Raw genomic sequence first — 24,081 nt, forward strand, 5'->3', positions numbered from 1 at the left:
AGTATTTGATGCAAACAGATGAAATAAAAATTTCGAGTCGTTGGATAGGAAGAATCCACAAGCCCTTCATCATCGCAGAAATGTCCGGAAATCATAATCAGTCTCTAGATAGGGCATTAGAGATTGTTAAAGCTGCTGCCGAATCAGGCGTAGATGCTATTAAACTGCAAACATATACTGCGGATACTATGACCTTGGATGTCAATACCGAAGAATTCATGATTAAAGAATCTGATAATCTATGGAAGGGAAATTCATTATACAATTTGTATAAACAAGCGTATACCCCATGGGAATGGCATGCTGAGATATTTAAAAAATGTAATGAATTGGGTTTACTTGCATTTAGTTCGCCGTTTGATGAAACTGCAGTCGATTTCTTGGAAAGTTTGGATGTGCCGGCTTATAAAATAGCGTCCTTTGAGAATACAGATTTGCCACTTATTAAAAAGGTAGCTCGAACGGGTAAACCTATAATTATGTCTACTGGAATGGCAACCCCTGCAGAAATAGATGAGGCGGTACAAACCGCAAGAGAGTTCGGATGTGAACAATTGGTACTCTTAAAATGCACAAGCACTTATCCGGCTGAGCCTACAAATTCTAATCTTGCTACAATTCCACATTTGAGGCAGCTTTTTAATTGTGAAGTGGGGTTATCTGATCATACCTTAGGACTAGGAGTTTCTATTGCTAGTGTAGCGATGGGTGCAACCGTAATTGAAAAACACTTCACGCTTTCAAGAGCTGACGGAGGTGTGGATTCTGTTTTTTCTATGGAACCTCATGAAATGAAAAGCCTAGTTGAAGAGGCAACTAAAGCATGGCAATCGATAGGGACTATATCATACGGTGCTACAGAAAGTGAAAAAGACTCAAGAAATTACAGAAGATCTATTTATGCATCTAGTGATATTAAGCAGGGTGAGAAAATTAATGAAGACAACATTAAAGTGATCAGGCCGGGTTATGGTTTACCGCCAAAATACTTGGATATGGTAATTGGTAGAACTGCTTCAATTGATATATTGAAGGGGACTCCTATTAGTTGGGATATTGTTTAACATTATAAATAGAGGTGTACGATGAATTTTACTGTAATTATTCAAGCGCGTATGGGCTCTAGTCGTTTACCAGGTAAGGTTTTGATGCCACTAGGTACAAGTTGTGTTCTTGATTACGTTGTGACTAGATGTAATAAGATTCAAGGGGTTCATCAAGTTATCGTAGCCACTTCTATACTTGAGCAGGATGATGCTATAGAAGATTGGTGCAAGCTTAACAATGTTAATTGTTTTCGTGGGTCGGAAGAGGATGTTCTAAAAAGATATTATGATTGTGCCAAGAAGTATAAAGCTGAGAATGTTTTGCGTGTAACAGCCGATTGCCCATTTGTGGATTATGAACTGGCAAGTGCGATGATAGAAACGATGATCGTAAAGCCTTCTGATATTTTATTGTATGAGGGTGAATTACCACGTGGATTAGCTGTAGAAATAATTTCATTTGATGCTTTGGAAAAAGTTAATTATTTGGGGAAGGAAATTCGGCATCGCGAACATGTTACATATTTTGCATATGAAAACAAAGAATTATTTTCATCTGTTTCTATAAATGTTCCTAAACACTTGAATCACCCTCAGTTAAGAATTACTCTTGATACACAAGAGGATTATTTAGTTTGCCAGGCAATAGCTGAAGCCTTTCCAGATGATATACTAGTAAGTTCTTCAGATGTAATTGAGTATCTTTTAAAATCTCCCGAGATATCAAAGATTAATGCTCACATCGAGCAAAAACCTGTGATTTAAGAAAATATTTGTATTAGCGGAGTTGATTGATATAATGAGTAATTCAGAATTACTTCAGATGGATAGCCTCTTTGATAGATTATTTCCGATATGTAGAAGTATTACAGGTGAGGGTCTACGCGAAACACTTAATATATTATCTGGCTATATTCCGCTTGAACACTTTGGAGTCAAATCGGATACCGAAGTGTTTGATTGGATAATACCTAAAGAATGGGTAATAAGAGATGCCATATTAAAGGGTCCCGACAATAAGATTATCGCTGACTTTAAAATAAATAATCTACATGTATTAAATTACAGTGATTCGGTGGATAGTGTAATAGATCTTGAGGAGCTTCAACAACACCTTCATTCTATTCCTAATCTGCCTACAGCTATCCCTTATGTTATTTCGTATTATAAGAGAAGGTGGGGATTTTGTATCTCACATGAAGAACGTGAGCAGTTAAAGCCTGGGAAATATCATGCTTATATTGACAGTGAATTTATCGATGGAGAGTTGAACTTTTCTCATGCTATTCTTCCTGGTGAAAGTAAGCGCGAAATACTAATTAGTACCTATGTATGCCATCCATCCATGGCGAATAACGAATTAAGTGGCCCTATTTCAGCTGTTTTTTTATATCAAAGGTTAGCCAGAAAACAGCGTAGGTTCACCTACCGCTTTGTGTTCCTACCCGAAACGATAGGGAGTATCAGTTATCTACATAGGTTTGGAGAAGAGTTGCGTCAAAATATTTACGCTGGTCTTGTTTTGACGTGTTTAGGAGGAAATAGATCTTTAAGTTATAAAATGTCGAGAAGAGGTGACAGCCCGATTGATTTGATGTGGACGCACCTAAATGATACAAATGTATTTAATGGGCAAACGCGAATATTTACCCCTGATGGAGGATCTGATGAACGGCAGTATTGCTCCCCTGGTTTTAATTTACCAGTAGGGCAAATGGCGAGAACAGTTTATGGTGAATATGCCGGATATCATAACTCGCTGGATACCAAAGCAGAGATGACAATAGAGTCATTATATTCAAGTGTTAATGAAATGGAAATATTGATTGAAGCAGTGGAATGGGATGGTTATTATATAAATAATTCTCCTTATGGGGAAGTGAAGCTCGATAAGTATGGGCTCTATCCTGATATGAATGCTGCAGGAGTAACAAAGCAGTTATCTTCTAATAATTTGAATGATAATAGAATACAACTGTCACGTATACTAAATATTTTAAATTATTCGGATGGTGAACATACATTAAGAGAGATCGCCTCTAAATGCAATGCAAGTATCTTAGACCTTATTCCTATTGTCAAGTTGCTATTAGATAAAGAGTTAATTTCAGGTCCATATGATGAGAGGAGAGATATACTTTGAGGCTTTTGTTGATAACTGGGTCGCATCCCCGCCATTCTTACGTTGCGCAAATGTTGTATAACGCAGGGTTCCTTTCATCACTAATAGTGGAGAATCGGGAGGAATTCCTTCCTTCCCCTCCTGATAGTATTGTTGAAAGTGACAAGGAATTGTTTATTAGACATTTCAAGGAAAGAGAGCAGGCTGAACACCGTGCGTTCAAAGTTAATGAACTTAGTCATTGGAGTATTCCAATATTAAAAGTTGAAGCACCTGAGTTAAATAGCTCGAAGGTAAAAGATTGGGTCATTAATACTACTCCTGATGTTGTAATTAGTTATGGCGTTCATAAATTAGGTAACAACATTTTGAGTTTATTTCCTAAGTATTCTTGGAATATTCATGGTGGGTTATCTCCCTGGTATAGGGGCAATACGACATTATTCTGGCCCTTTTATTTTATGAAGCCGAACTGGTCAGGAATGACTATTCATCGTTTAACGGAAAAATTGGATGGGGGAAGCATTGTTCACCACTCAGTACCTGAACTTGATTATGGTGACGGCATTCATGATGTAGCTTGTAAGGCGGTAAAGCAGGTTTCTTTAGATTTAGTGGCAATTTTACAGAAAATTTCTTTAGGTGAGGAAATAGTAGAAACACTGCAAAAGAGTAGTGGTAAGCTATTTACATCTGCTGATTGGGAACCACATCATCTCAGGGTAATTTATGAATTATTCAACAATGACATCGTTGATCATTATTTAGATGGAAAACTGGGACATTCCCAGCCTCCATTAATAAGAGCGTTTTAAAAGGAGCATAAATGATGAGAATTTTACTCACCGGCGGAGCCGGTTTTATTGGCCGTTGGGTCGCCAAGAGATTACTAGACGAAGGTCATCAGTTGTGGATACTAGACGATTTGTCGAACGGTCGTGAAGCTAACGTAGAAGAGTTCCGGAACCATCAGGGTTTAAGGCAGTTTATTAAGGGTACTATTCTGGACGAGGCACTTATGATTAGTCTATTTGATGAGCATAAGTTTGAGATTTGCTACCATCTTGGTGCTTCAATTAATGTCCAAGATTCAATCGATGATCCTAAGACAACTTTCGACAATGATACAGTAGGCACATTTATTGTATTGGAGCAGTGCCGTAAGCATAACACAAAGGTTGTTTTCATGAGCACCTGTATGGTGTATGACCGTTGCAGCGATGAAGATGGTATAACGGAGTTACACCCTACAAAGCCGGCTTCTCCATACGCTGGAGCAAAGGTTGCTGCAGAGAACATGGTACTCTCTTATTATTATGCCTATGATTTACCGACAGTAGTTATCCGTCCATTTAATACATATGGACCCTTTCAAAAGACAGGTGGTGAAGGTGGCGTAGTAGCCATTTTCATTAATAATCACTTAAATGGTAAAGATCTTTGTATATATGGAGAGGGGACTCAGACCCGTGACCTTCTTTATGTTGAAGACTGCGCTAGATTTGTGGTTGCAGCAGGTTTTTCGAATACAGTTGATGGAGAGATTGTGAATGCGGGACTGGGTAAAGATATCTCTATCAATGAGTTAGCACTTCAAATTGCCGGCGATGCGTCGAGAATTAAGTATGTGGAGCACATCCATCCGCAGAGTGAAATACAAAAATTGCTCTGTAACTCTTCCAAAGCTAAGCATCTCCTTAAGTGGGAGCCAGAAGTTACTTTGGAAGAAGGAATTGCACGTACGACCGAGTGGATTAAATCTGGCGGTCTCGACTAATCGTCAATAACTAAGGAGGAGACAGTGATGAACGATATATCTGATCCATCGTCTTCCAACCCGGTTCGCTCTACACTATTGCCATATGGACAGCAGTGGATCGACGAGCAGGATATCGAAGCCGTTGTAAAAGTACTTAGGGGTGACTTCATTACTCAAGGTCCGGCTATCGAAGCATTTGAAACTAAGATTGCTAATTATGTTGGGGCTAAGTATGCAGTAGCATATACCAATGGAACGGCTTCGCTTCATGGAGCTTGTTTTGCAGCAGGCATCGGTCAAGGAGATGAAGTGATTACGACACCTATCACTTTCTTGGCCAGCAGTAACTGCGTTTTATACCAAGGGGGGACTCCAGTATTTGCGGATATTGACATAAACACATATAATATTGATCCTTTGGATATTGAGTCAAAAATTACGGAACGAACGAAAGCGATTATCGCAGTAGATTTTACAGGCCAGCCAGTGGAGATTGATCGAATTTCTATGCTTGCGCGTGACCGAAACCTTGTGCTTATCCAGGATGCAGCTCATTCACTCGGTGCCAGCTACGCAGGACGAAAAGTTGGCGCTTGGGCTGACATGACAATGTTCAGCTTTCATCCCGTTAAACATATAACCACTGGTGAAGGTGGTGTTATAACCACTGATAATGAGCATTATTATCGTAAGCTCTTGATGTTCCGTAGCCATGGAATGACAAGAAATCCGAAAGAACTCATTAGAAATGAAGGCCCGTGGTATTATGAAATGCAGGAACTGGGCTATAATTATAGAATGACAGATATGCAAGCCGCACTGGGTTTGAGTCAGATGGATAAGTTAGATGGTTTCGTAGCGAGAAGAAGAGAAATAGCTGCCCTTTATAATGAGTCGTTTTCTTCTTTACAGGGGTTGATTGTTCCTAAACAGCATTCTAATGCAGAATCATCTTGGCATTTGTATGTCCTTCGCTGGTTGCCTGAATACTTTGCAGAGAGTCGGGAGTCATTATTTTTAGCATTACGAAATGAAAACATTGGAGTTAACGTTCATTACATACCTGTATATCTCCAGCCCTTTTATAAGAAATTGGGGTATCAAACCGGCGTGTGTCCTAATGCTGAAACCTACTATGATACCGTAATCACTCTTCCGCTTTTTCCGAGAATGACAGAGTCAGATGTGGCGGATGTTATTACAGCTGTGAAAAAGGTATATGCTCGTTTTAAGAATTAATTTTTCTAGACCCTTGAGTTATCTGAGGATAAAAAGACTACTTTTTTCAAAAATAACAAAATAACCAAAGAAAAACAAGGCTCTAGAATTGAACTGTGACTCGTAAGATAGACACTTGAAAAAGTGACATCTTATGGGTCATTTATATGTTAATCAAATTAAATAGTAGGGTTTAAGAAGAGAGAGTGACACGATAAGGAAACTGACTTTTTAGAGCGAGAAATGGGACTGTTGAAGTCAGTTCTAAGACAATGGAAAAATATCACCTATGCACTAACATTTAAGTTAGCGGACATCCTTGATCCTGAGAGGTTATAGAATTGCTTTAATCGAATGTAATGTCACTCATGGAGGAAAAGGTTTGCAAGAGAACGACGTGGAAAAGAAGACACTAGCCAGTGCGAAAAGGATGACTATTAATGAATGATAAATGAATTCATTAATAGTCATCCTTTTGTGGTTTAAATAGGGAGAGTAATACTTTTGTTATAATCGTTAATCTATATAAGAGATTCGTATTTTGAAAATTGCAGAGTAGAGTGAACCAACTTGTACTGTCACTTGAAAGACTGACTTTGAAGATGTTAATTGTCCCAGTTAAATCGTCACGCGATTGGCGATTTCTTTAATATGCTTTTTTAATCTATAGATTCGAGTTGTAACTGCTGTTCTAGAGATGTCATAGATGGTGGATAGTTCATCGATAGATTTTTTATGTAAGTAATAATTACAGTAAAGCTCGTATTCCTGGGCATTAAGCTGCTTCAAGACTTCGACTTTCAATTGGTCAAAATCGATATTAATCTCTAATTCATTTTCAATTGAAGATATTGGATATTGTATTACTTCATTGGTAAGTAACTCATGTTTTTTTTTAGAGTAATAATATCGAAATGATCTATTTACTTTGTTCTTCGCTGTTTGAAATAACCAGCCTTTAATGTTTGGATGCTGAACTAGTTTTTCAATTTGCTGCTTTGCTTCTAAGAAGGTTTCTTGTGTGCTTTCTTCTGCGATATCCTGTAACCCTCGACTGTTATGTATAAGATAAATACAAAAATTGTAAACGCTTTCTAAATGTTCTTCGCAAACTTTATTTAAGAGGACTTCGTTTGGACTGGTTCCCTTCATTTAGATATACCTCCTATATATTAATTTATTTATCTATATACTACCAAACAGTAAGATATATGTTAGTGAATTATATTACATAAAGAAATATTGATGTGATAATAAGAGGAAAATGGAATTAGTATTACAAAGCAACGAAGGAGGGAGAAGTCAGTGAATGATAGAAAGACACTGAACAAAATAATAAATTTATTTATTCCATTTAAAAGAAAGATTTGTATTACTATGGTGCTATTATCTTTAGCTAGTCTAGTAAATTTATTTTTACCCTTAACAACTCGAAAAATTATTGATGAAGGATTTATCCAAAACAATATGCGAACTGTAATTTTTTTTTCATTAATATCTTTTGGATTAATTGTAGTAGGAAAGAGTATGGAGATTATGTGTGAGGAAATAAGAACTAATATTTATATTAAAATCAAGTTATCTTTGAATGAACATGCATTCCATCATCTATCAAGATTGAAAATTAAGTATTTTAAAGAGGCAAATACTACGGTGTTACTCAGTAATATTAAGTTAGATGTAGATAATATAACTAAAGTGGTAGATAGTAACTTTTTCTTCTTATTGACTCAGATTCTTAGTTTGTTAGGTGGGTTGGTAGGGTTGTTAATTATTGATTGGAGACTGACAATCTTAGTTATATGTTTCACTCCCGCAAAATATATATCAGCAAAATACTTTTCGAAAAAAAGAGAGAACCTTATCGAAAAATTTATTCAAAGTTCGAGTGATTACGCCAGTTGGTTTGGCGATACTATTGGAGGAATTAATGAAATCAGGTTATTTGGGCTCATAAAAAATAAGAAAGAAGAATTCACAAACAAGCAGCTTAGTATGATTGGTACGGAGAAAAGGATGGAAATGTTAAATGTATATAGTCTTGCTGTGGAGTCCATTTTGTTACAGTTATTGCTGGTGGGACTATATATTCTGGGAGCAAGTATGGTCTTCAATTATACTCTCACTGTGGGTAGCATATTTGCCTTCATCATGTATAGTTCTTATGTCACTAGTCCGATCGCATCCATATTGAATATTCGTTATTTTATGTCAAACGTACTTCCTTCGGCCAGACGCTATTTTAATTTTCTTGACTTAGAGGTAGAGGACTCCACCTCTAAGTTAGTTCCGAAAGCTTTAACTCAAATGATGAAAGGTAACATTGAGTACAGTAACGTGAACTTTTCTTATAGTGAAGAAATGGTACTGAAAAATATAAATTTCGTTATACATGCTAAAGAAAAGGTAGCAATCGTTGGGCATAATGGATCTGGAAAGTCTACACTTATTGAGCTGTTATTGAGATTTCATACTCCATCTAGTGGGACTATAAAGATGGACGGTGTTGATATTGAACAATATGATATCGATGAATATCGACAGCAAATATCCGTTGTAAGCCAGCATGTATATTTGTTTGATACCACCATTGAGAATAATATTAAGCTGTATTCAGAGCCAGAATACAATGAGATGCAGAAAGTATTAATTGATGCTCAATTGACTGAGTTTGCTCTTGGGGAATCAGAAGATAATGATGTAGGATGCAACGGTCTAAAAATGTCAGGTGGACAAAGACAAAAAATTGCGCTGGCTAGAGCTTTGATCCATGAAAAGGAACTATTTATATTTGACGAGGCTACTTCTAATTTGGATACGGAATCGGAAATTTACATTAACCATCTACTCAATAATAGGCTCAAAGATAAAACCGTTATCCTAGTTACCCATCAAATGGAGGTATTAAAGCATGTTGACCGAGTTATTGTGATACGAGATGGAGAATTGGAATATATAGGAGAGTATGATCAACTATTTACTAATAGTTCATATTTTAGAGATATGGTTTTGGTAAGATAATTTTACATAATTTATAGATAATGTGTGATCTAAACAAAAATATGGAATTAGAATAGTGTAAGAGATTATTTCATTCATCCATAAAGGAAAGGTGGTGAAAAAATGAAAAAATTGGGGAAAAAGCGGGCTATGACTTATGAGACTGTAGAAGCTTTTGCATGTATTTGTAATTGTTATTGTGGTGCTTGCTCTTGTAAACCTATCTTGGCTTCAAGTAATTCTTTCTCATTACAAAACAACAATAACACAAGCCGGACTTCATCTAGTTTTTAAAAATTGCTAATTCAACGTCTAAGGTTTTTATGTACTAAGGGTTGGAGTTTGTTTTAACTCTAGCCCTTAGCAATAATTTTGAATGAAATTAAGGGGGAAGGCCTACGATGATTCAAGAACATCCCTTTATCTTTTTATTTAGAACGCCGGGTTGTTATTATGTTTATGACGTCAATACTAATATAATAGTAATGATTGATAAAGAGACGTTTGAAGTATTGGAAGACGTATTAAACGATAAAATAGAGTCGGAAGAATATTTTAAAGAATATGATGGTATCGCTACTTTGATAAACAAAGGCTTTTTGTCTGCAAATAAAATTAAACAAATTGAGCATTCCGAAAGTAGAACTTTACTGTATACGCTGAATAACAAAGTATCAAAAATCACGCTTCAGGTCACTCAACAATGCAATTTAAGATGCAAGTATTGCGTATATTCCGGAAGTTATATGAATAGAGACCATTCCGCTCAAATTATGACTTTTGAGATGGCGTCAAAAGGAATAAATTTCTTGATAGATCATTCGATGGACTTATCTCAAATCAATATTGGATTTTACGGGGGGGAACCTTTATTAGAATTTCCACTCATTAAGGAGTGTATTGAATATGCGGAGACGAAGGCAGAAGGCAAACGGATTACTTTTAATATAACTACGAATGGAACCGTGCTTACGGATAAGATTATAGAATATTTAGAACTTCATAATGTCAGTCTTATGATTAGTCTTGATGGTCCCAGAGAAGTGCAGGATAAGAATAGAAGATTTGCCTCACGTGACGTGGGTACCTTTGACAAAATCATAAGCAATCTAGAAGCAGTTAAGTCTAAATATCCCGAATATTATAAAAAAATAAGCTTTAATGCGGTGATGGATCCCCAGAACGACTTCAATTGTTCAAGTGAATTCTTTTCCAGTGAAGAAGTACTTAAAGATTCCTTTATAAATGCATCGGCACTAAACACGGAGTACTCTGAGAATGAATTGGCTACCCCTGATAGTTTTATTGAAAAGTGGTCTTATGAGGTATTTAAGTTATTTTTATCTAAGTTGGGAAGATTGGATGAGAAGTGGGTATCAAAACTTGTTAATTCTCATTTTGACCGCATAAAAGTAAATATGCATGAGAAAAGAAAGCCAAGCAATTTTTTGCCGGAGACGGTGCATCATGGTGGGCCGTGCATTCCTGGAGCGCAAAGATTATTCATGAATGTTCATGGAAATTTTTACCCTTGTGAGAGAGTGAGTGAATTATCACAGGCCATGAATCTTGGAAATGTGGACGAGGGATTTGATATCGAAAATGCAAGAAAATTATTAAACATAGGCAACTTAACTGAAAATGAGTGTAAAAATTGCTGGAATTTCAGATTCTGTAATCTGTGTGCAGCTGCCTGCGACAATTTAAATGGATTATCCCGGGAGCATAAATTGACTCACTGTAGCGGAGTTACAAATTCAGTTGAGGATATGATGAAGGATTATTGTACTTTGTTGGAATTTGGATATACCTTCAGTGATGTGGAAAAGCCGACCTTGAGCTATCGAAACGCAGAAATGGAGGAGGTAAGATGAGTAAACAGGAAAAACTAATAATTTACCCATATGATATTCAGTCTACTCCTATAGTGAGACATCCAGTTTTTAACCACGGATACGACATACTTGGATTAATATCCCCAAATGGTTGGGGGTTGTGTGGAAAGGATGCAGGTATAGCTGATTATGGAGGGCAACTGGGAATTAATGTGAGTAATGATTTTAATCACTTACTTGATGGATGCGATACCGTCTTGTTTAGTGAGTCTCATCTAAAACTTGATTTTGATCAGATGATTAAGCCAAAAATAGACAAAGCTATTGAGAAACGAAAAAACATATTATGCACGATATTTATTCCTGATGAATTACTAAATTATTATATCGAAAAATGTAAATTATCAGATACTTATTTTAAATATTACAATAACTCGGGGAGAAAAATAATAAGTAAAGAGATAGATATAGAGTATATTCATCCTATAAATACCCCGGTCGCTTTTGTTATTGGTATGGGTGAGAGATGTCAAAAATTCGAAATTCAGCTTGCCTTAAGAGAGAGACTTCTAAAAATGGACTATAAGATCAGTCAGGTCGGATCGAGAGACTACTGCGAAATGTTTGGATTTCATTCCATTCCTAGTTTTATGTTTGCACATACGATTCCTGATTATCATAAGGTCGTTATGTTTAATCATTTTATTAAAGACATCGAGCTTAAAGAACAGCCTGATTTAATTTTAATCGGAATTCCCGGCGGCCTATTTCCGTTTAATGATGAATTTACTAATAAGTTTGGTATTATGGCATATGAAATATCAAGGGCAGTAAAGCCAGATGTCTCCATACTAAGTATTTTATATGAGGATTATAAAGTGGACTATTTTACGGAATTGAGCAAAGTCATTAAATATCGATTTGGTATCGAAGTAGATTGTTACAACTTGGCTAATGTAAAGTTTGACTGGGACATTTCAAGTCAGAATGGAATGATGACTTATAACATGATTGATGCAGAAGTGATCGATAGTGTAAAAAGTCAATTTGGATCATTGAGTTCTCCCATATTTAATATTTTTAACCATCAGGATACCGGTAAAGCGGCGGATTATCTCTTAGAAAAACTTATTGAATACGCAGATATTCAGACTATTTAAAGGAGGAGAGAGGTATGGTAGACCAAGAGATACAGGAACAGTTAAAACGGATATTCAAGGGAAGATTTGATTTAGAATTTAATTCAGATGCACTTTTAGATGAACATTTATTAGGAAGAAGAATAGGTTTAAATTCTAGGGACTTATTATATCTTTTTTTTGATATTGAAGAAACGTTTAAGATACATATATCTCAAGAATCTATTGTTACTAAGAAATTTACAACCTTTAATAATATATGTCAAATGATTATTGAGCAGAAGTCTTGTTATACTATCGGGATTTGAAACATGAGAAAGCCAACACGAGTGGCAATAATAGACGATGGAATCAACGAAACTATATTTAATGAAAAGTTTCTAGAGTATAATCTGGAAATAGACGCAGAGTTGCAAGTGGTATCTAGGAGGAACTACCACGATTTAGATTTTAATCATGCAACTATTTGCGCTTCTATTATTAGGAAGTATACGAAATGTGATCTAATGAGTAGTATTAAGATACTTAATGAGCGTGCAAAGAGCACGGTAAATCAGCTTGTTAGAGCTGTTGAATGGTGTATTGAGAAAGAAATGGACTTGGTGAATATAAGCCTTGGTTCGACTTTAAATCTTGATTACGAATTTTTGAGAAACGTAGTGAATCAAGCATATGACAGAGGGATGATAATTATCGCTGCCCAAAGCAACGAAGGAATTTTTACTTATCCTGTATCTTTAACAAATGTAATTGGAGTTAATTGTGATAAGGCAGGGATATATACAGAAAGAGAATTCGCATTTAACATCTATCCTCTTAATGGAATTGATATTACAGCGAATGCACGTCATAAACTTAAAGATTATCTTGGTCGTGAATTTATTACGCAAAATTCTAACAGTTTTGCGGCACCTGTAGTAACTTCTATAATCAATGATTTTCTAAAACAGAAACCTAAAATGACGATAGAGGAAATACGAGGCAAATTAAGGACTGCTTCCCTTAATACAGATCTAACTGAGTACTATCCCAATGTTTATCATTTTTTAGACTGGATTAAGGAAGCTATAATTTTTGTTATTAATGACCAAGGGAACCCGTATAATATTGAATACTATGATTTTAAAGTCAGGGAAATTATTTATATTGATAGTAATGATGTGCATGTGATCACCCACCTTATTTCGAGTTATCTGTCAGGGAGTATGCAGACGCTTAAAACTACGGATACTGTGGTTATTGTTAATCAAATCAGTAGTTATATGTCCGATGGGCAAGGGAATCTATACTTAAAAGAATTAAGTAAGTATGGGAAGGATATAGTGTATCTTGGTGAGAATATAGATAAGGAAGTTTTACAACTGTTGGAGATAGATGGGATAAAAAATATAAAACTATATCATCAAATCATAAATAAGAGTGATATATTAAATAAGGCCTCAAGAGATGTTCAAATTCCTTTTATATTTATATATGATTTTGATGGAGTGAAAATGAATTCCTTGCTGTTCCTTCTCTCCAAGAAATTTAGGGAGAATGGTTACTCACTAGTAACTGTCTCGGATTCCCCCCAAGAGATCCTTTCAGGGCATAAAATTGTTAATCCTTTTAAAGAGGGAGCCTTTTTTGAGTCTTCTTTAGCCTCATTTTGTTCCGTACATGATCCGGATATTATGATTATTGGAGTTAAAAGGGCTCTGGCTTTCTCAAGAGATAAGTCTACAGTAGATCGTATGATGAATAATTTTCAATCTGATTTACACATGTTCATTATTAACGACGTGTCGGATCTCTATAATATAAACGACATAATATGTGAGCGTAGTGATAATGTCTTAGTGTTATCAAATATTAATGAAACTTCAAGCTTTGAATGTGGGGGTAATGTTATTAACTGCGTTGCTGAGGATGCTATTGATAAGCTATATTTCTTTACATTGAACTTTTTTCGAAGTTAAAATTTTTCAATAGGTATCTAAACTGTTTCATGTCCTAATTAAAAGGGTATTGATATTGAAATACATCATCCATCCATGAAGAAGAGTAACTTCGGCAAATTATTACAATTATTTTACAGTAAAACCTGTTTTATTAGTAATTGACATTAGTGAAGTTTGGGTGGTATATTCAAAAATGTGAGCTGGATTAACCACTCATATTTGAAAATGAAGGGAATGTTTGTATATGCAAGGTACAGTTAAATGGTTCAACGCAGAAAAGGGTTACGGTTTCCTCGAAACTGAAGATGGGGGAGACGTATTCGTACACTTCTCAGCAATTCAAACAGACGGATTCAAATCTTTGGACGAAGGACAAGCAGTTGAGTTCGAAGTTGTTGATGGTGCTCGTGGACCACAAGCAGCTAACGTAATCAAGTTATAATCATCCCGGCACAGCCGACCCACATATAAGGTACGATGGTTAACAATTAAGATTCGCTAGCGTTAGACCCTGGGGGAACCCAGGGTCTTTCTTTATGCCCGAAATCGTAAACAGCGATCGTAAATACAATCCGCCATTGCTTAACTAGGCCTAAAATACTGTTTTCTGTAAACACAGCTTATGTTCATTGATTCGCCATTACAGACTTTTTACATTGGGCTAACACCTATGTTATAATAGGGGTGCAAACAAAGGAGGAGTGCCCTATGAATTTTAGTATTCGAGGACAGCAAATTGAAGTGACTGATGCTTTGCGAGACTACGTTGACAAGAAGCTCAGTAGACTAGACAAGTACTTTGATGCACCCCCCACCTCAGATGGTACCGTCACATTGAGTGTCGTACGAGGTTTGCACGTGGTAGAGGTTACAATCCCTCTTACTGGCGTTGTACTCCGCGCTGAGGATCGAAGCGAAGATATGTATGCATCAATGGATGCCGTGGCGGACAAGCTTGAACGTCAAATCCGCAAGCATAAGACGAAGATTAACCGTAAGTTCCGTCAAGAAGGTAGTTTGAAGAAATTGTTCGTTGAGGGCGCATCCAGTACTTCAGTATTAGTGGATGAAGGCGACTTTGACACAGATGAGTTGGAAGTAGTTCGTACGAAGCGATTCTTCTTGAAACCGATGGATGTAGAAGAAGCGATTTTGCAAATGAACATGGTAGGCCATAATTTCTTCGTCTTCTCAAACATCGACACTCGGGAAGTAAATGTAGTTTATAAACGTGACGATGGCAAGTACGGTTTGATAGAGCAGGATTAGTACGTTACCAATCATGACGATTGTATGAATGCAGGTGCCAATTCTTGCAATTGAATTTTAAGGAAACGAGCCTTATCCGCTTGCGGATAGGGCTCTTTATTAATATAAGAAGGTTTTTACCACGGGACAGTGGTGATGGTGTCTGTTGCGACAACCCTTACAAACTGTTACAATTTAGGCAAATGATCTGTTTTGCCGTGAAAGGGGTTAATCATGCTAGGACTAGTTAAGAAAATATTTGGAGACATCAATGAACGTGATGTCAAACGTCTCATGAAGACGGTGGACTTTATCAATACATTAGAACCCAAATTTGAGGCTCTTTCTGACGAGCAATTACAAGCCAAGACTGCTGAGTTTCGCGAGCGGCTCGAGAAGGGGGAAACGCTAGACGAACTCCTTCCAGAAGCCTTTGCTACAGTTAGAGAAACCTCTAAGAGAACGCTGGGCATGCGTCATTTCGATGTGCAGCTTGTTGGTGGTATGGCGCTCCATGAAGGCCGTATCTCTGAAATGAAAACCGGTGAAGGGAAGACGTTGGTTGGAACCTTACCGGTTTATTTGAACGCACTAGCAGGCAAGGGCGTACACGTCGTTACTGTTAATGATTACTTGGCACAGCGTGATAGCGAGCAGATGGCACAAATCTATAACTTCCTAGGTATGACGGTTGGAGTCAATCTGAACGGTATGGAACACGATGAGAAACAGGCAGCATATGCATGTGATATCACATATGGTACAAATAACGAATTTGGCTTTGACTATCTTCGCGATAACATGGTGCTGTACAAGGAGCAGATGGTTCAACGTCCGCTCTATTTCTGCGTTATTGATGAAGTAGACTCCATTCTGATTGACGAAGCGCGTACACCGCTCATTATATCTGGACAAGCTCAAAAATCAACTGAGCTGTATTATGTAGCTGATCGATTTGTGAAGGGCCTTGTTCCGGAAGAAGACTATACGGTGGACATCAAAGTCAAAGCTGTATCTCTGACTGAAAAAGGGGTAGCTACAGCTGAACGTGCCTTTGGAATCGAAAACTTGTATGATCACAACAATATCACGCTAAACCACCATGTGGTTCAAGCTTTGAAGGCAAATGTCATCATGCGTCGTGACGTTGATTATGTAGTGACAGAAGATGAGGTTCTTATCGTAGATGAATTCACGGGTCGTCTTATGGCAGGTCGCCGTTACAGCGATGGGCTACATCAGGCGATTGAAGCGAAGGAAGGCATCGAAGTACAGAATGAGAGCATGACGCTTGCAACGATTACTTTCCAGAACTATTTCCGTATGTACCGCAAGCTAGCGGGAATGACGGGTACGGCAAAGACGGAGGAAGAAGAATTCAAGAAGATTTACGGTCTTGAAGTTCTTCAAGTACCGACGAATAAGCCGAATGTCCGTCAAGACATGCCGGATGTCGTGTATAAGAGTGTAGAAGGCAAGTTCAAAGCTGCTGTTGAAGAGATCGTGAAACGGCATAAGAATAATCAGCCTATATTGGTTGGTACAGTGTCAATCGAGAACTCGGAACGTGTCTCTGATATGCTGAAACGTAAAGGTGTCCAACATAAAGTGTTGAACGCTAAATACCATCAAGAGGAAGCTGAGATTATCTCACGTGCGGGTCAACCAGGATCGGTGACGATCGCAACGAATATGGCGGGCCGTGGTACGGATATCATCCTTGGTGAAGGTGTTTCCGAAGTTGGTGGACTTCACATTATCGGTACAGAACGTCATGAATCACGTCGGATTGATAATCAGCTTCGTGGCCGTGCTGGTCGCCAAGGTGACCCTGGATCCACGCAATTCTACTTGTCCCTTGGGGACGAATTGATGAAGCGGTTCGGGGCCGACAACGTGCTGAATATGATGGATCGGTTAGGTTTTGAAGAAGATCAACCGATTGAGAGCAAGATGATCTCGAAGGCTGTCGAATCTGCACAAAAACGTGTTGAAGGTAACAACTTCGACGTACGTAAAGTCGTACTTCAATATGATGATGTTATGAACCAACAACGCGAAATTATATATAAACAACGTCGTGAATTGCTAGAATCCGATAATATCAAGCAAATTATCATTGATATGATCAAGCCAGTTATCGAACGGATCGTTGAAGCTCATACAAGTTCTGATATTCCTGAAGAGTGGGAATTACAAGATGTGGTCGACTACATCAATAGTAAACTGTTGGATGAAGGAGCTATCTCTAAAGATGATCTTTGGGGCAAAGAGCCAAATGAAATGGTCGAGTTTATCTTCGATAAAGTAATGGTGAAATACGATGTTCGAGAAGAAGCACTTGGACCTGAAATGGTGCGCGAATTTGAGAAAGTAATTGCTCTACGTTCTGTAGACAGCAAATGGATGGATCACATTGATGCGATGGATCAACTTCGTCAAGGTATTCACCTTCGTTCTTATGGCGGAACGGACCCTCTTCGTGAGTATCAATTTGAAGGTTTCGAGATGTTTAACCAGATGGTTGCTACGATCCAAGAAGAAGTTGCAACATATATTATGAAGGCACAAGTAGAATCCAACCAAGAGCGTCAAGCCGTAGTCGACGAAGATAAGATTTCCACTAGTGGTGAGCCTGCTGAGAAGCGTCCGGTCCAACGTGGAGATCAAATTGGACGTAACGACCTCTGCCCATGTGGAAGTGGCAAGAAGTATAAGCATTGTCACGGACAAAACGCGTAATAACCTTAGTTTAACTTCATTTAATTTAGGAAGGTGACGAAGCAACATGATCGACCCAAGCGTCAAACAGGATATGCGCGAGATTACCAAGAAATTAACAAACCTTAGGGGGTCACTTTGACTTAGACCTCAAGCAGGAAATGATCGGGAACTATGAAGAGAAGATGAGTGCACCTGATTTTTGGGATGATAATGAAAAAGCACAGAGTCTGATCGCAGAAATGAATGATGTTAAATCCTTCGTGGATAAATATTTGGGTCTGCAACAGGAATACGATGACGCTGAGATGATGCTAGAACTCTCTGAGGAAGAAAGCGACGAGTCACTGGAAGCAGAAATTACTGCTTCCGTGGCTGCGTTAGTGAAGAAATTGGAAGAGTTTGAGCTTGAACTACTTCTTAGTGAGCCGTATGACAAACTCAATGCTATTCTTGAGTTACATCCAGGCGCTGGCGGTACCGAGTCGCAAGATTGGGGTCAAATGCTGCTACGGATGTATACAAGATGGGCTGAGAAGCATGGCTTCAAAGTAGAAACTCTAGATTATCTGTCGGGCGATGAGGCAGGGATCAAGAGTGTCACACTTCTGATCAAAGGTTACAATGCTTACGGTTATCTGAAAGCGGAGAAAGGTGTACATCGCTTGGTACGGATTTCACCGTTTGACTCTTCTGGACGTAGACATACTTCCTTCGTATCATGTGATGTCGTTCCGGAAATTACGGATGAAGTGACTGTGGAAATAAGGACTGAAGATCTTAAGATCGATACGTACCGGGCCACAGGAGCTGGTGGACAGCACATCAATACAACAGATTCCGCTGTACGGATCACGCATTTACCTTCGGGAGTTGTGGTAACGTGTCAGAATGAACGTTCGCAGATCAAGAACCGGGAACAAGCGATGACGATGCTCCGTTCTAAACTGTATGAACGTAAGTTGGAAGAACAACGCAAGGAACTAGATGAGATCCGCGGTGAGCAGTCTGATATCGCGTGGGGTAGTCAAATCCGGTCGTACGTCTTTCATCCCTACAGTATGGTTAAAGACCATCGCACATCGGTGGAGAGCGGTAACGTAGGTGCTGTGATGGATGGGGATCTGGATCCATTTATCGATGGTTACTTACGGAGTCAGATTCGTCTTGAATCACAATAAGTAATGAATAGTCCCACCACGCCTCTTAACAATGCGCACCACGGTGGGCTTTTTTTCAGATTTTCTAGAGCAGTTCATGATGACGTTCGGGTGCTAATTCGGATGAGTTCCGTGAGTTCCGAAAAGCTTTTGACAGAATCGGAAATCAGCAACTTGTATTTTTTAGGACCGAAAGGTATTGATCATGCAAGAGTAGTACATAACAGATGATATGGAATCAGTAAGGAGGAGGCGCAGTGCCGCCAAAGTCACGTAAACGTAGATTAAGTAAATATATACCTGTGACAGGTCCAGGTCGCCATGTCATCGATACCATGATGATTTTGGTGGGATCGTTTATTACGGCCATTGCTTTTAATTTATTTCTTGTCCCGAATCATATTGCTTCAGGAGGAGTATCTGGATTATCGATTATCGTCGAGTCTCTTTTTGGGATTGAGCCAGCATACACACAGTGGGCATTAAATATCCCATTGTTCTTTGCAGGATTCTTGGTGCTAGGTCGTAATTATGCGATCCGTTCACTGCTCGGGACCATTGTATTGCCGTTGTTTGTTTTCTTGACTAAAGATTGGTCTGTCCCGACGACAGATATGCTGCTAGCTTCTCTATATGGCGGGATAGGTGTTGGATTGGGTCTTGGTATTGTGTTCCGGGGCCGGGGGTCTACAGGGGGATTATCAACCTTGGCTCAGATCGTTCAGCGATACACGGGGCTGAGTTTATCTGTATGTGTAGTTATTATGGATGGAACAGTAATCGCCCTAGCCGGATTCATTCTATCCCCTGAGAAGGCGCTATACGCGCTGATCGGTCTCTACATTACAGGGAAGTTTATCGATATGATTGAACTAGGGCTAAACTATACGAAGGTCGCATATATCATCGCCAACAAGACGGATGAGATTGCGGATGCAGTATTATCTCAGTTAGATCGTGGTCTTACGAAACTGAGCGCGCAAGGTGGTTATACTGGCGATAACCGGATGGTTCTGATGGTGGTCGTAGGGCAAAGCGAAGTGACCCAACTCAAAACGATCGTGCAAACGCTGGAGCCAACGGCGTTCGTCATTATTACGAATGCACATGAAGTGCTTGGTGAAGGTTTCAAAAGACAGTAACAGGAATAAAAAATCCCCTTCAAGAAAATCTCGCCTAATGCGGGGTTCTTGAAGGGTTTTTTTGGTTTGACTTAAGAGAGATCTCTATTTTTACTATATCACCGCTTCAGAGGTGCCAACATTAATAAACTCTTTGGTGTTATCATCATTAAACCAGTAGTTATCGTAATAGGAATCAACTACCCATTCACCATTAATATAGAGCAACTGATAGATTACGGAACCTACGAGCTCCTGGGGTGCTTCGGGAGTGGATCCTTCATAGTAAAAAGATTGTTCGGAATAGTTTTGAACACTGATATCTGCCGCAAAGTTGCCATCGCCAACACTATAGAGTTTAATGCTATCCAGATCAAATACCATCTTAGTCAACTTCAAGTCATACTGAAAATCTTGATCAATGTATTGCTTAACCTCACTGGACAATGCTTCACGTAATTCATCAGACGTGTGACTTGCTTTGGTGGAGTCCAATGTATTAAAAGATTCCACCCATCCTTTTAGAAATTTCTGCGTTGCAGACATGATCGATTCCCGAAATATATCATCTACTGGATCTATATCAGCAGTGATATATTGATCGGTAACCGAATATTCCTCGCTTTGGATAATACCCCAAGGGAAATTCTTTGCTACATACACCTTATGTGTACCATCCATGGCAATGGGCCCGATCTCCCGTTTCTCTCCCGTAAGTGCTCCGATATCCTTGCCATCGATATAGATAGCTGCGTCATCATAATTGGATTCGACTATAAAGTATCTGCCTGCTAGTGATAAATCGAGATCACTATAGTTGTTTCCATCTGTTAAGTTGACCGTTTGTTCATTTTGCAGTGAAGTATATTCACCTACATATTCCGATTTGAAAGTATATAAGCCGGGTAGTAAGGGTCCGACTTCTGCTGTGAAATGAGAACTGTTTGCCAGGGCGGCCTCTTTATCATTCACGTAAATTTTTGCACCTTCATAATTGGTACTCACTTCAGTATAGTAGGTGGACACTTCCAGAACGTATTTGTCGTACAACATGAACTGCTTACCGTCTATACGCAGATTGATAAATTTATCAGCAGAAGATTTCTCAGTTTCATTCGCTGTCATCTGAACCGCATCGCGGTCTAATTGCTTCTTGAGCTCAGTAACTAACCTTTCTGTAACGGAAGGATCAGAATCCATATAACGAATGAGCGGGGCCAGATTAGTGGCACTAAGGGTTACTTTGTCACTTTCGACTTGTAGTAGGGAGGCTAAAGCTGCAGTATCTTTTTCATGAAGTGCAGTTTCTAATTTCGAGACCAGCCTGTTTGGATCTGTGACATATTTACCAGTTTCAAATAATCCAATCAATACAATGATTACTGCTACCACACTAGTGCAGACCCATTTATGATGCTTTACCCATGGCCAAATGGAGGCAGATCCTTGTTTCCAATTCAGATGGGTTTGCTTAACCTGAACAGCCGGCAGGGGAGATTCCTCATTTGCTGGGGCAGGATCAAGTGGCGTGCCGCACTCCGAACAATATACATAATGGTCTTCTAGCTTCTCTCCACATTCAGTACAGTAACTCATATCAACGCCCCTTAGTATTAATAGAACATATTAAATCCACCAAATAAATTGTCCAGGATGGCCTCCATGCTAAGTGAGACTATTTTAAACAGAGTGTAGGCATAAATAAGATTGGCTATAACGGCTCCGTATAATGGGTCCAGACCGCTAGTACTTTCTTTGCCAGCATTGAGGATTACGGCAGAAATTGAAGTGAAGATAACACTGATGCCGATCAATAGTAGTAAAACAGGTAGCTTAGTGCCTAGTCCTAGTAGAGTACAGATCATACATAAGAAAAGAGCGGCAACTGCAGGTACAAGCATCGTGCCCAATTTGGCTGTTACCGTTAAGTAATCACTAGCAACACGTCCGAGGCGGATAACGAAAAGTGCAAGTAAGCTCGCTAATAGCAGGGAAATCCAGATTAAGAACAGAGGCTTAATAACGGTGCTACCAAAAGAAATAGAGAAACCATAAGCTTGTTTTGCTCCAACGTAGAATATGAACGGAAGCAGAAATGAAGTGAAGAACATGGTGATTATGCCATTGGTGAAATGAGTACTATTTACACTTTGTGTGGTTTGAAATGGGTGGAGTAAAGCTTTGAGGAAATAGCTCCCATATTGTTTGCTTACATGAATACTTTTTTTCGCTGCATCGCTTTGTCTAACTTTGTCCCATCCGTTTGCGACGTTGGGTAACGCCGGAATATGTAGTTGATCCGTAGAGGTTGCCGTAGTTGAGGCGGATGTAAAGGTTGCCGTGTTCCCGGGGCTATCGCTACTAGTAGCTGTTTCCGAATAGGTCGGACTCTCGGCGGTGGGTGTTGCATGTAAAGGTGTACCGCAAGCGACGCAAAATTTGCCCTTCTCATTTACCTGATTGCATTGTGGACAGTTCATATGTAACCTCCTGGAAAAATATTGTATGTATTTCGCTGCACAATATGATCATAGTTCTTAAGTCTTAAGAAGGTCAATGAAAAATATGGTAGATTAACGAGGTGGACAACTCTATTAGTTATTGTATTTTTATTAGTATAATCGTATAATAATACATACTTATTATTCGGAATGCATATTTAAACAGAGAAGCACATGGGAGAGAAAGAGAAAGCGAGGTAAGGCTAGTGAGTGGAGACAAGGTAAAGGTTGCGATTGTAGGTTCTACAGGGTACGGGGGAGTAGAGCTGATTCGGTTTTTATTGGGGCATCCGGAAGTGGAGATTGTATCGGTCATCTCGGCTTCAAGTGCAGGTTCGCCAATCAGCGATGGGTTTCCGCATTTGACGGATATTGTGGTGCAACCTTTGGATGGCGTGGATGCAGAGCAAATTGCAGCTAAAGCGGATGTTGTGTTCACTGCTACACCTTCCGGGGTTAGTGCTAAGCTGGTACCCGATCTGCTTCAGGCGGGTCTGAAGGTAATCGATTTATCGGGCGACTTTCGGCTAAAAGATGGAGCGGTGTATGAAGAATGGTACAAACACGAGGCCCCGGAAGATAACTTACTAAAGCAAGCTGTGTATGGATTGTGTGAAATAAATGGCGATGAAGTAACGCGTTCCTCAGGGTTGATTTCTAACCCCGGTTGTTATCCTACCGCAACGTTGTTGGGATTGATTCCCGCACTCAGTGCAGGCTGGATTGATCCTCAGAGTATCATTATTGATGCTAAATCAGGAGTGTCAGGTGCGGGTAGAGGTACGAGTCTTATGACCCATTATGGTGAGATAAATGAAAACTTAAAGGTCTACAAAATAAACAAGCATCAGCATATTCCTGAGATCGAGCAAAGCTTATCGGCTGTAGCAGGTGAACAGGTAACGGTAACTTTTACGACTCATTTGGTTCCGATGACGCGTGGGATTATGAGTACGATGTACGCTAGTCTAAAGGGTGAATATACAGAAGCTGATCTAGTTGAGCTATATCAACAATATTATGAAGGAAGAAAGTTTGTTCGGGTACGGGAAGCGGGTAAGTGGCCGGCTACCAAGGAAGTATTGGGGTCTAACTATTGCGATATTGGTTTTGCAGTGGATCCTCGAACGAAGAGGGTTACGATTGTATCTGTGATCGATAACGTCGTCAAAGGGGCCGCAGGCCAGGCGATTCAGAATTTGAATATCATGATGGGTTGGGATGAAACCACAGGATTGAATCTCAGTCCCGTATATCCATAGTAACGGAGG

Annotated in this window: 21 protein-coding genes; 18 read left to right on the forward strand and 3 right to left on the reverse strand. The window is 39.0% G+C overall.

Going from position 1 to position 24,081, the window contains the following annotated elements:
* Positions 1–8 precede the first annotated feature (8 nt).
* The 6 genes from pseI to pseC are packed head-to-tail and all read left to right on the forward strand — an operon-like array spanning position 9 to position 6,166.
* The gene (gene pseI / locus EJP82_RS21155) at positions 9–1,064 is read left to right on the forward strand and encodes a pseudaminic acid synthase (protein ID WP_127194056.1); all 1,056 of its coding nucleotides are present in this window, start codon (positions 9–11) and stop codon (positions 1,062–1,064) included.
* Between the two features lie 21 nt (positions 1,065–1,085).
* Positions 1,086–1,811 (forward strand): cytidylyltransferase domain-containing protein, encoded by a 726-nt coding sequence (locus EJP82_RS21160; RefSeq protein WP_127194057.1) that lies wholly within the window; start codon positions 1,086–1,088, stop codon positions 1,809–1,811.
* Positions 1,812–1,845: 34 nt separating this feature from the next.
* Positions 1,846–3,189: a DUF4910 domain-containing protein gene (locus EJP82_RS21165; protein WP_211350218.1), complete on the forward strand. Its 1,344-nt coding sequence runs from the start codon at positions 1,846–1,848 to the stop codon at positions 3,187–3,189.
* A complete protein-coding gene (locus EJP82_RS21170; RefSeq protein ID WP_127194058.1) occupies positions 3,186–3,983 on the forward strand; it encodes a formyltransferase family protein in 798 nt (265 codons plus the stop codon). The genes EJP82_RS21165 and EJP82_RS21170 overlap by 4 nt, the downstream gene beginning before the upstream one ends.
* A 14-nt stretch (positions 3,984–3,997) precedes the next feature.
* The gene (locus EJP82_RS21175; protein WP_127194084.1) at positions 3,998–4,945 is read left to right on the forward strand and encodes a dTDP-glucose 4,6-dehydratase; all 948 of its coding nucleotides are present in this window, start codon (positions 3,998–4,000) and stop codon (positions 4,943–4,945) included.
* Positions 4,946–4,972: 27 nt separating this feature from the next.
* Positions 4,973–6,166 (forward strand): UDP-4-amino-4,6-dideoxy-N-acetyl-beta-L-altrosamine transaminase, encoded by a 1,194-nt coding sequence (pseC, locus tag EJP82_RS21180; protein WP_127194059.1) that lies wholly within the window; start codon positions 4,973–4,975, stop codon positions 6,164–6,166.
* 597 nt (positions 6,167–6,763) lie between these two features.
* Here the strand turns inward: pseC and EJP82_RS21185 are convergent.
* Positions 6,764–7,297 (reverse strand): RNA polymerase sigma factor, encoded by a 534-nt coding sequence (locus EJP82_RS21185; protein ID WP_127194060.1) that lies wholly within the window; start codon positions 7,295–7,297, stop codon positions 6,764–6,766.
* 153 nt (positions 7,298–7,450) lie between these two features.
* On the opposite strand from EJP82_RS21185, the gene EJP82_RS21190 reads away from it, so the two are divergent.
* From EJP82_RS21190 to EJP82_RS21240, 11 genes are all read left to right on the forward strand, one after another.
* The gene (locus tag EJP82_RS21190; protein WP_127194061.1) at positions 7,451–9,166 is read left to right on the forward strand and encodes an ABC transporter ATP-binding protein; all 1,716 of its coding nucleotides are present in this window, start codon (positions 7,451–7,453) and stop codon (positions 9,164–9,166) included.
* 102 nt (positions 9,167–9,268) lie between these two features.
* Positions 9,269–9,439 carry a CLI_3235 family bacteriocin precursor gene (locus tag EJP82_RS28925; protein ID WP_127194062.1) on the forward strand — a complete coding sequence of 57 codons (171 nt, stop codon included), beginning with the start codon at positions 9,269–9,271 and terminating at the stop codon, positions 9,437–9,439.
* A 107-nt stretch (positions 9,440–9,546) separates the two neighbouring features.
* The gene (ccpM, locus tag EJP82_RS21200; RefSeq protein ID WP_211350225.1) at positions 9,547–11,019 is read left to right on the forward strand and encodes a Cys-rich peptide radical SAM maturase CcpM; all 1,473 of its coding nucleotides are present in this window, start codon (positions 9,547–9,549) and stop codon (positions 11,017–11,019) included.
* Entirely contained in the window at positions 11,016–12,140 is a 1,125-nt protein-coding gene (locus tag EJP82_RS21205; RefSeq protein ID WP_127194063.1) for a TIGR04066 family peptide maturation system protein, read from the forward strand. The genes ccpM and EJP82_RS21205 overlap by 4 nt, the downstream gene beginning before the upstream one ends.
* Before the next feature lie 14 nt (positions 12,141–12,154).
* On the forward strand, positions 12,155–12,427 hold the full coding sequence (locus tag EJP82_RS21210; protein WP_127194064.1) for a peptide maturation system acyl carrier-related protein: 273 nt from the start codon (positions 12,155–12,157) through the stop codon (positions 12,425–12,427).
* Between the two features lie 3 nt (positions 12,428–12,430).
* Positions 12,431–14,077, forward strand: a complete 1,647-nt coding sequence (locus EJP82_RS21215) for a S8 family serine peptidase (RefSeq protein ID WP_127194065.1) — start codon at positions 12,431–12,433, stop codon at positions 14,075–14,077.
* 226 nt (positions 14,078–14,303) lie between these two features.
* Positions 14,304–14,501 carry a cold shock domain-containing protein gene (locus tag EJP82_RS21220; protein WP_127194066.1) on the forward strand — a complete coding sequence of 66 codons (198 nt, stop codon included), beginning with the start codon at positions 14,304–14,306 and terminating at the stop codon, positions 14,499–14,501.
* A gap of 266 nt (positions 14,502–14,767) precedes the next feature.
* The gene (gene hpf, locus EJP82_RS21225; protein ID WP_127194067.1) at positions 14,768–15,328 is read left to right on the forward strand and encodes a ribosome hibernation-promoting factor, HPF/YfiA family; all 561 of its coding nucleotides are present in this window, start codon (positions 14,768–14,770) and stop codon (positions 15,326–15,328) included.
* Positions 15,329–15,541: 213 nt separating this feature from the next.
* On the forward strand, positions 15,542–18,049 hold the full coding sequence (gene secA / locus EJP82_RS21230; protein ID WP_127194068.1) for a preprotein translocase subunit SecA: 2,508 nt from the start codon (positions 15,542–15,544) through the stop codon (positions 18,047–18,049).
* Positions 18,050–18,095: 46 nt separating this feature from the next.
* Positions 18,096–19,209, forward strand: a protein-coding gene (prfB, locus tag EJP82_RS21235) for a peptide chain release factor 2 (protein ID WP_127194069.1) whose coding sequence is annotated in 2 segments (ribosomal slippage) — positions 18,096–18,167 and positions 18,169–19,209 — 1,113 coding nt in all. Because the reading frame shifts where the segments join, the coding sequence is not laid out codon by codon here.
* A 236-nt stretch (positions 19,210–19,445) separates the two neighbouring features.
* Positions 19,446–20,330, forward strand: coding sequence for a YitT family protein (locus tag EJP82_RS21240; protein WP_127194070.1), 885 nt, complete (start codon positions 19,446–19,448; stop codon positions 20,328–20,330).
* A gap of 93 nt (positions 20,331–20,423) precedes the next feature.
* Here the strand turns inward: EJP82_RS21240 and EJP82_RS21245 are convergent, their stop codons facing one another.
* Positions 20,424–21,905, reverse strand: a complete 1,482-nt coding sequence (locus EJP82_RS21245) for a zinc ribbon domain-containing protein (RefSeq protein WP_127194071.1) — start codon at positions 21,903–21,905, stop codon at positions 20,424–20,426.
* A gap of 17 nt (positions 21,906–21,922) precedes the next feature.
* Positions 21,923–22,789, reverse strand: a complete 867-nt coding sequence (locus tag EJP82_RS21250; RefSeq protein WP_127194072.1) for a zinc ribbon domain-containing protein — start codon at positions 22,787–22,789, stop codon at positions 21,923–21,925.
* 227 nt (positions 22,790–23,016) lie between these two features.
* On the opposite strand from EJP82_RS21250, the gene argC reads away from it, so the two are divergent.
* Positions 23,017–24,072, forward strand: coding sequence for an N-acetyl-gamma-glutamyl-phosphate reductase (argC, locus tag EJP82_RS21255; protein ID WP_127194073.1), 1,056 nt, complete (start codon positions 23,017–23,019; stop codon positions 24,070–24,072).
* Positions 24,073–24,081 lie beyond the last annotated feature (9 nt).

Origin of the sequence: Paenibacillus anaericanus (assembly GCF_003994475.1) — a bacterium.
In the GTDB taxonomy this organism is placed as follows: domain Bacteria; phylum Bacillota; class Bacilli; order Paenibacillales; family Paenibacillaceae; genus Fontibacillus; species Fontibacillus anaericanus.

Coding starts and splice junctions, on each gene's coding strand:
- pseI (WP_127194056.1), top strand. CDS start 9: ATGCAAACAGATGAAATAAAAATTTCGAGTCGTTGGATAGGAAGAATC.
- EJP82_RS21160 (WP_127194057.1), top strand. CDS start 1,086: ATGAATTTTACTGTAATTATTCAAGCGCGTATGGGCTCTAGTCGTTTA.
- EJP82_RS21165 (WP_211350218.1), top strand. CDS start 1,846: ATGAGTAATTCAGAATTACTTCAGATGGATAGCCTCTTTGATAGATTA.
- EJP82_RS21175 (WP_127194084.1), top strand. CDS start 3,998: ATGAGAATTTTACTCACCGGCGGAGCCGGTTTTATTGGCCGTTGGGTC.
- pseC (WP_127194059.1), top strand. CDS start 4,973: ATGAACGATATATCTGATCCATCGTCTTCCAACCCGGTTCGCTCTACA.
- EJP82_RS21185 (WP_127194060.1), bottom strand. CDS start 7,297: ATGAAGGGAACCAGTCCAAACGAAGTCCTCTTAAATAAAGTTTGCGAA.
- EJP82_RS28925 (WP_127194062.1), top strand. CDS start 9,269: ATGAAAAAATTGGGGAAAAAGCGGGCTATGACTTATGAGACTGTAGAA.
- ccpM (WP_211350225.1), top strand. CDS start 9,547: ATGATTCAAGAACATCCCTTTATCTTTTTATTTAGAACGCCGGGTTGT.
- EJP82_RS21205 (WP_127194063.1), top strand. CDS start 11,016: ATGAGTAAACAGGAAAAACTAATAATTTACCCATATGATATTCAGTCT.
- EJP82_RS21210 (WP_127194064.1), top strand. CDS start 12,155: ATGGTAGACCAAGAGATACAGGAACAGTTAAAACGGATATTCAAGGGA.
- EJP82_RS21215 (WP_127194065.1), top strand. CDS start 12,431: ATGAGAAAGCCAACACGAGTGGCAATAATAGACGATGGAATCAACGAA.
- EJP82_RS21220 (WP_127194066.1), top strand. CDS start 14,304: ATGCAAGGTACAGTTAAATGGTTCAACGCAGAAAAGGGTTACGGTTTC.
- hpf (WP_127194067.1), top strand. CDS start 14,768: ATGAATTTTAGTATTCGAGGACAGCAAATTGAAGTGACTGATGCTTTG.
- secA (WP_127194068.1), top strand. CDS start 15,542: ATGCTAGGACTAGTTAAGAAAATATTTGGAGACATCAATGAACGTGAT.
- EJP82_RS21245 (WP_127194071.1), bottom strand. CDS start 21,905: ATGAGTTACTGTACTGAATGTGGAGAGAAGCTAGAAGACCATTATGTA.
- EJP82_RS21250 (WP_127194072.1), bottom strand. CDS start 22,789: ATGAACTGTCCACAATGCAATCAGGTAAATGAGAAGGGCAAATTTTGC.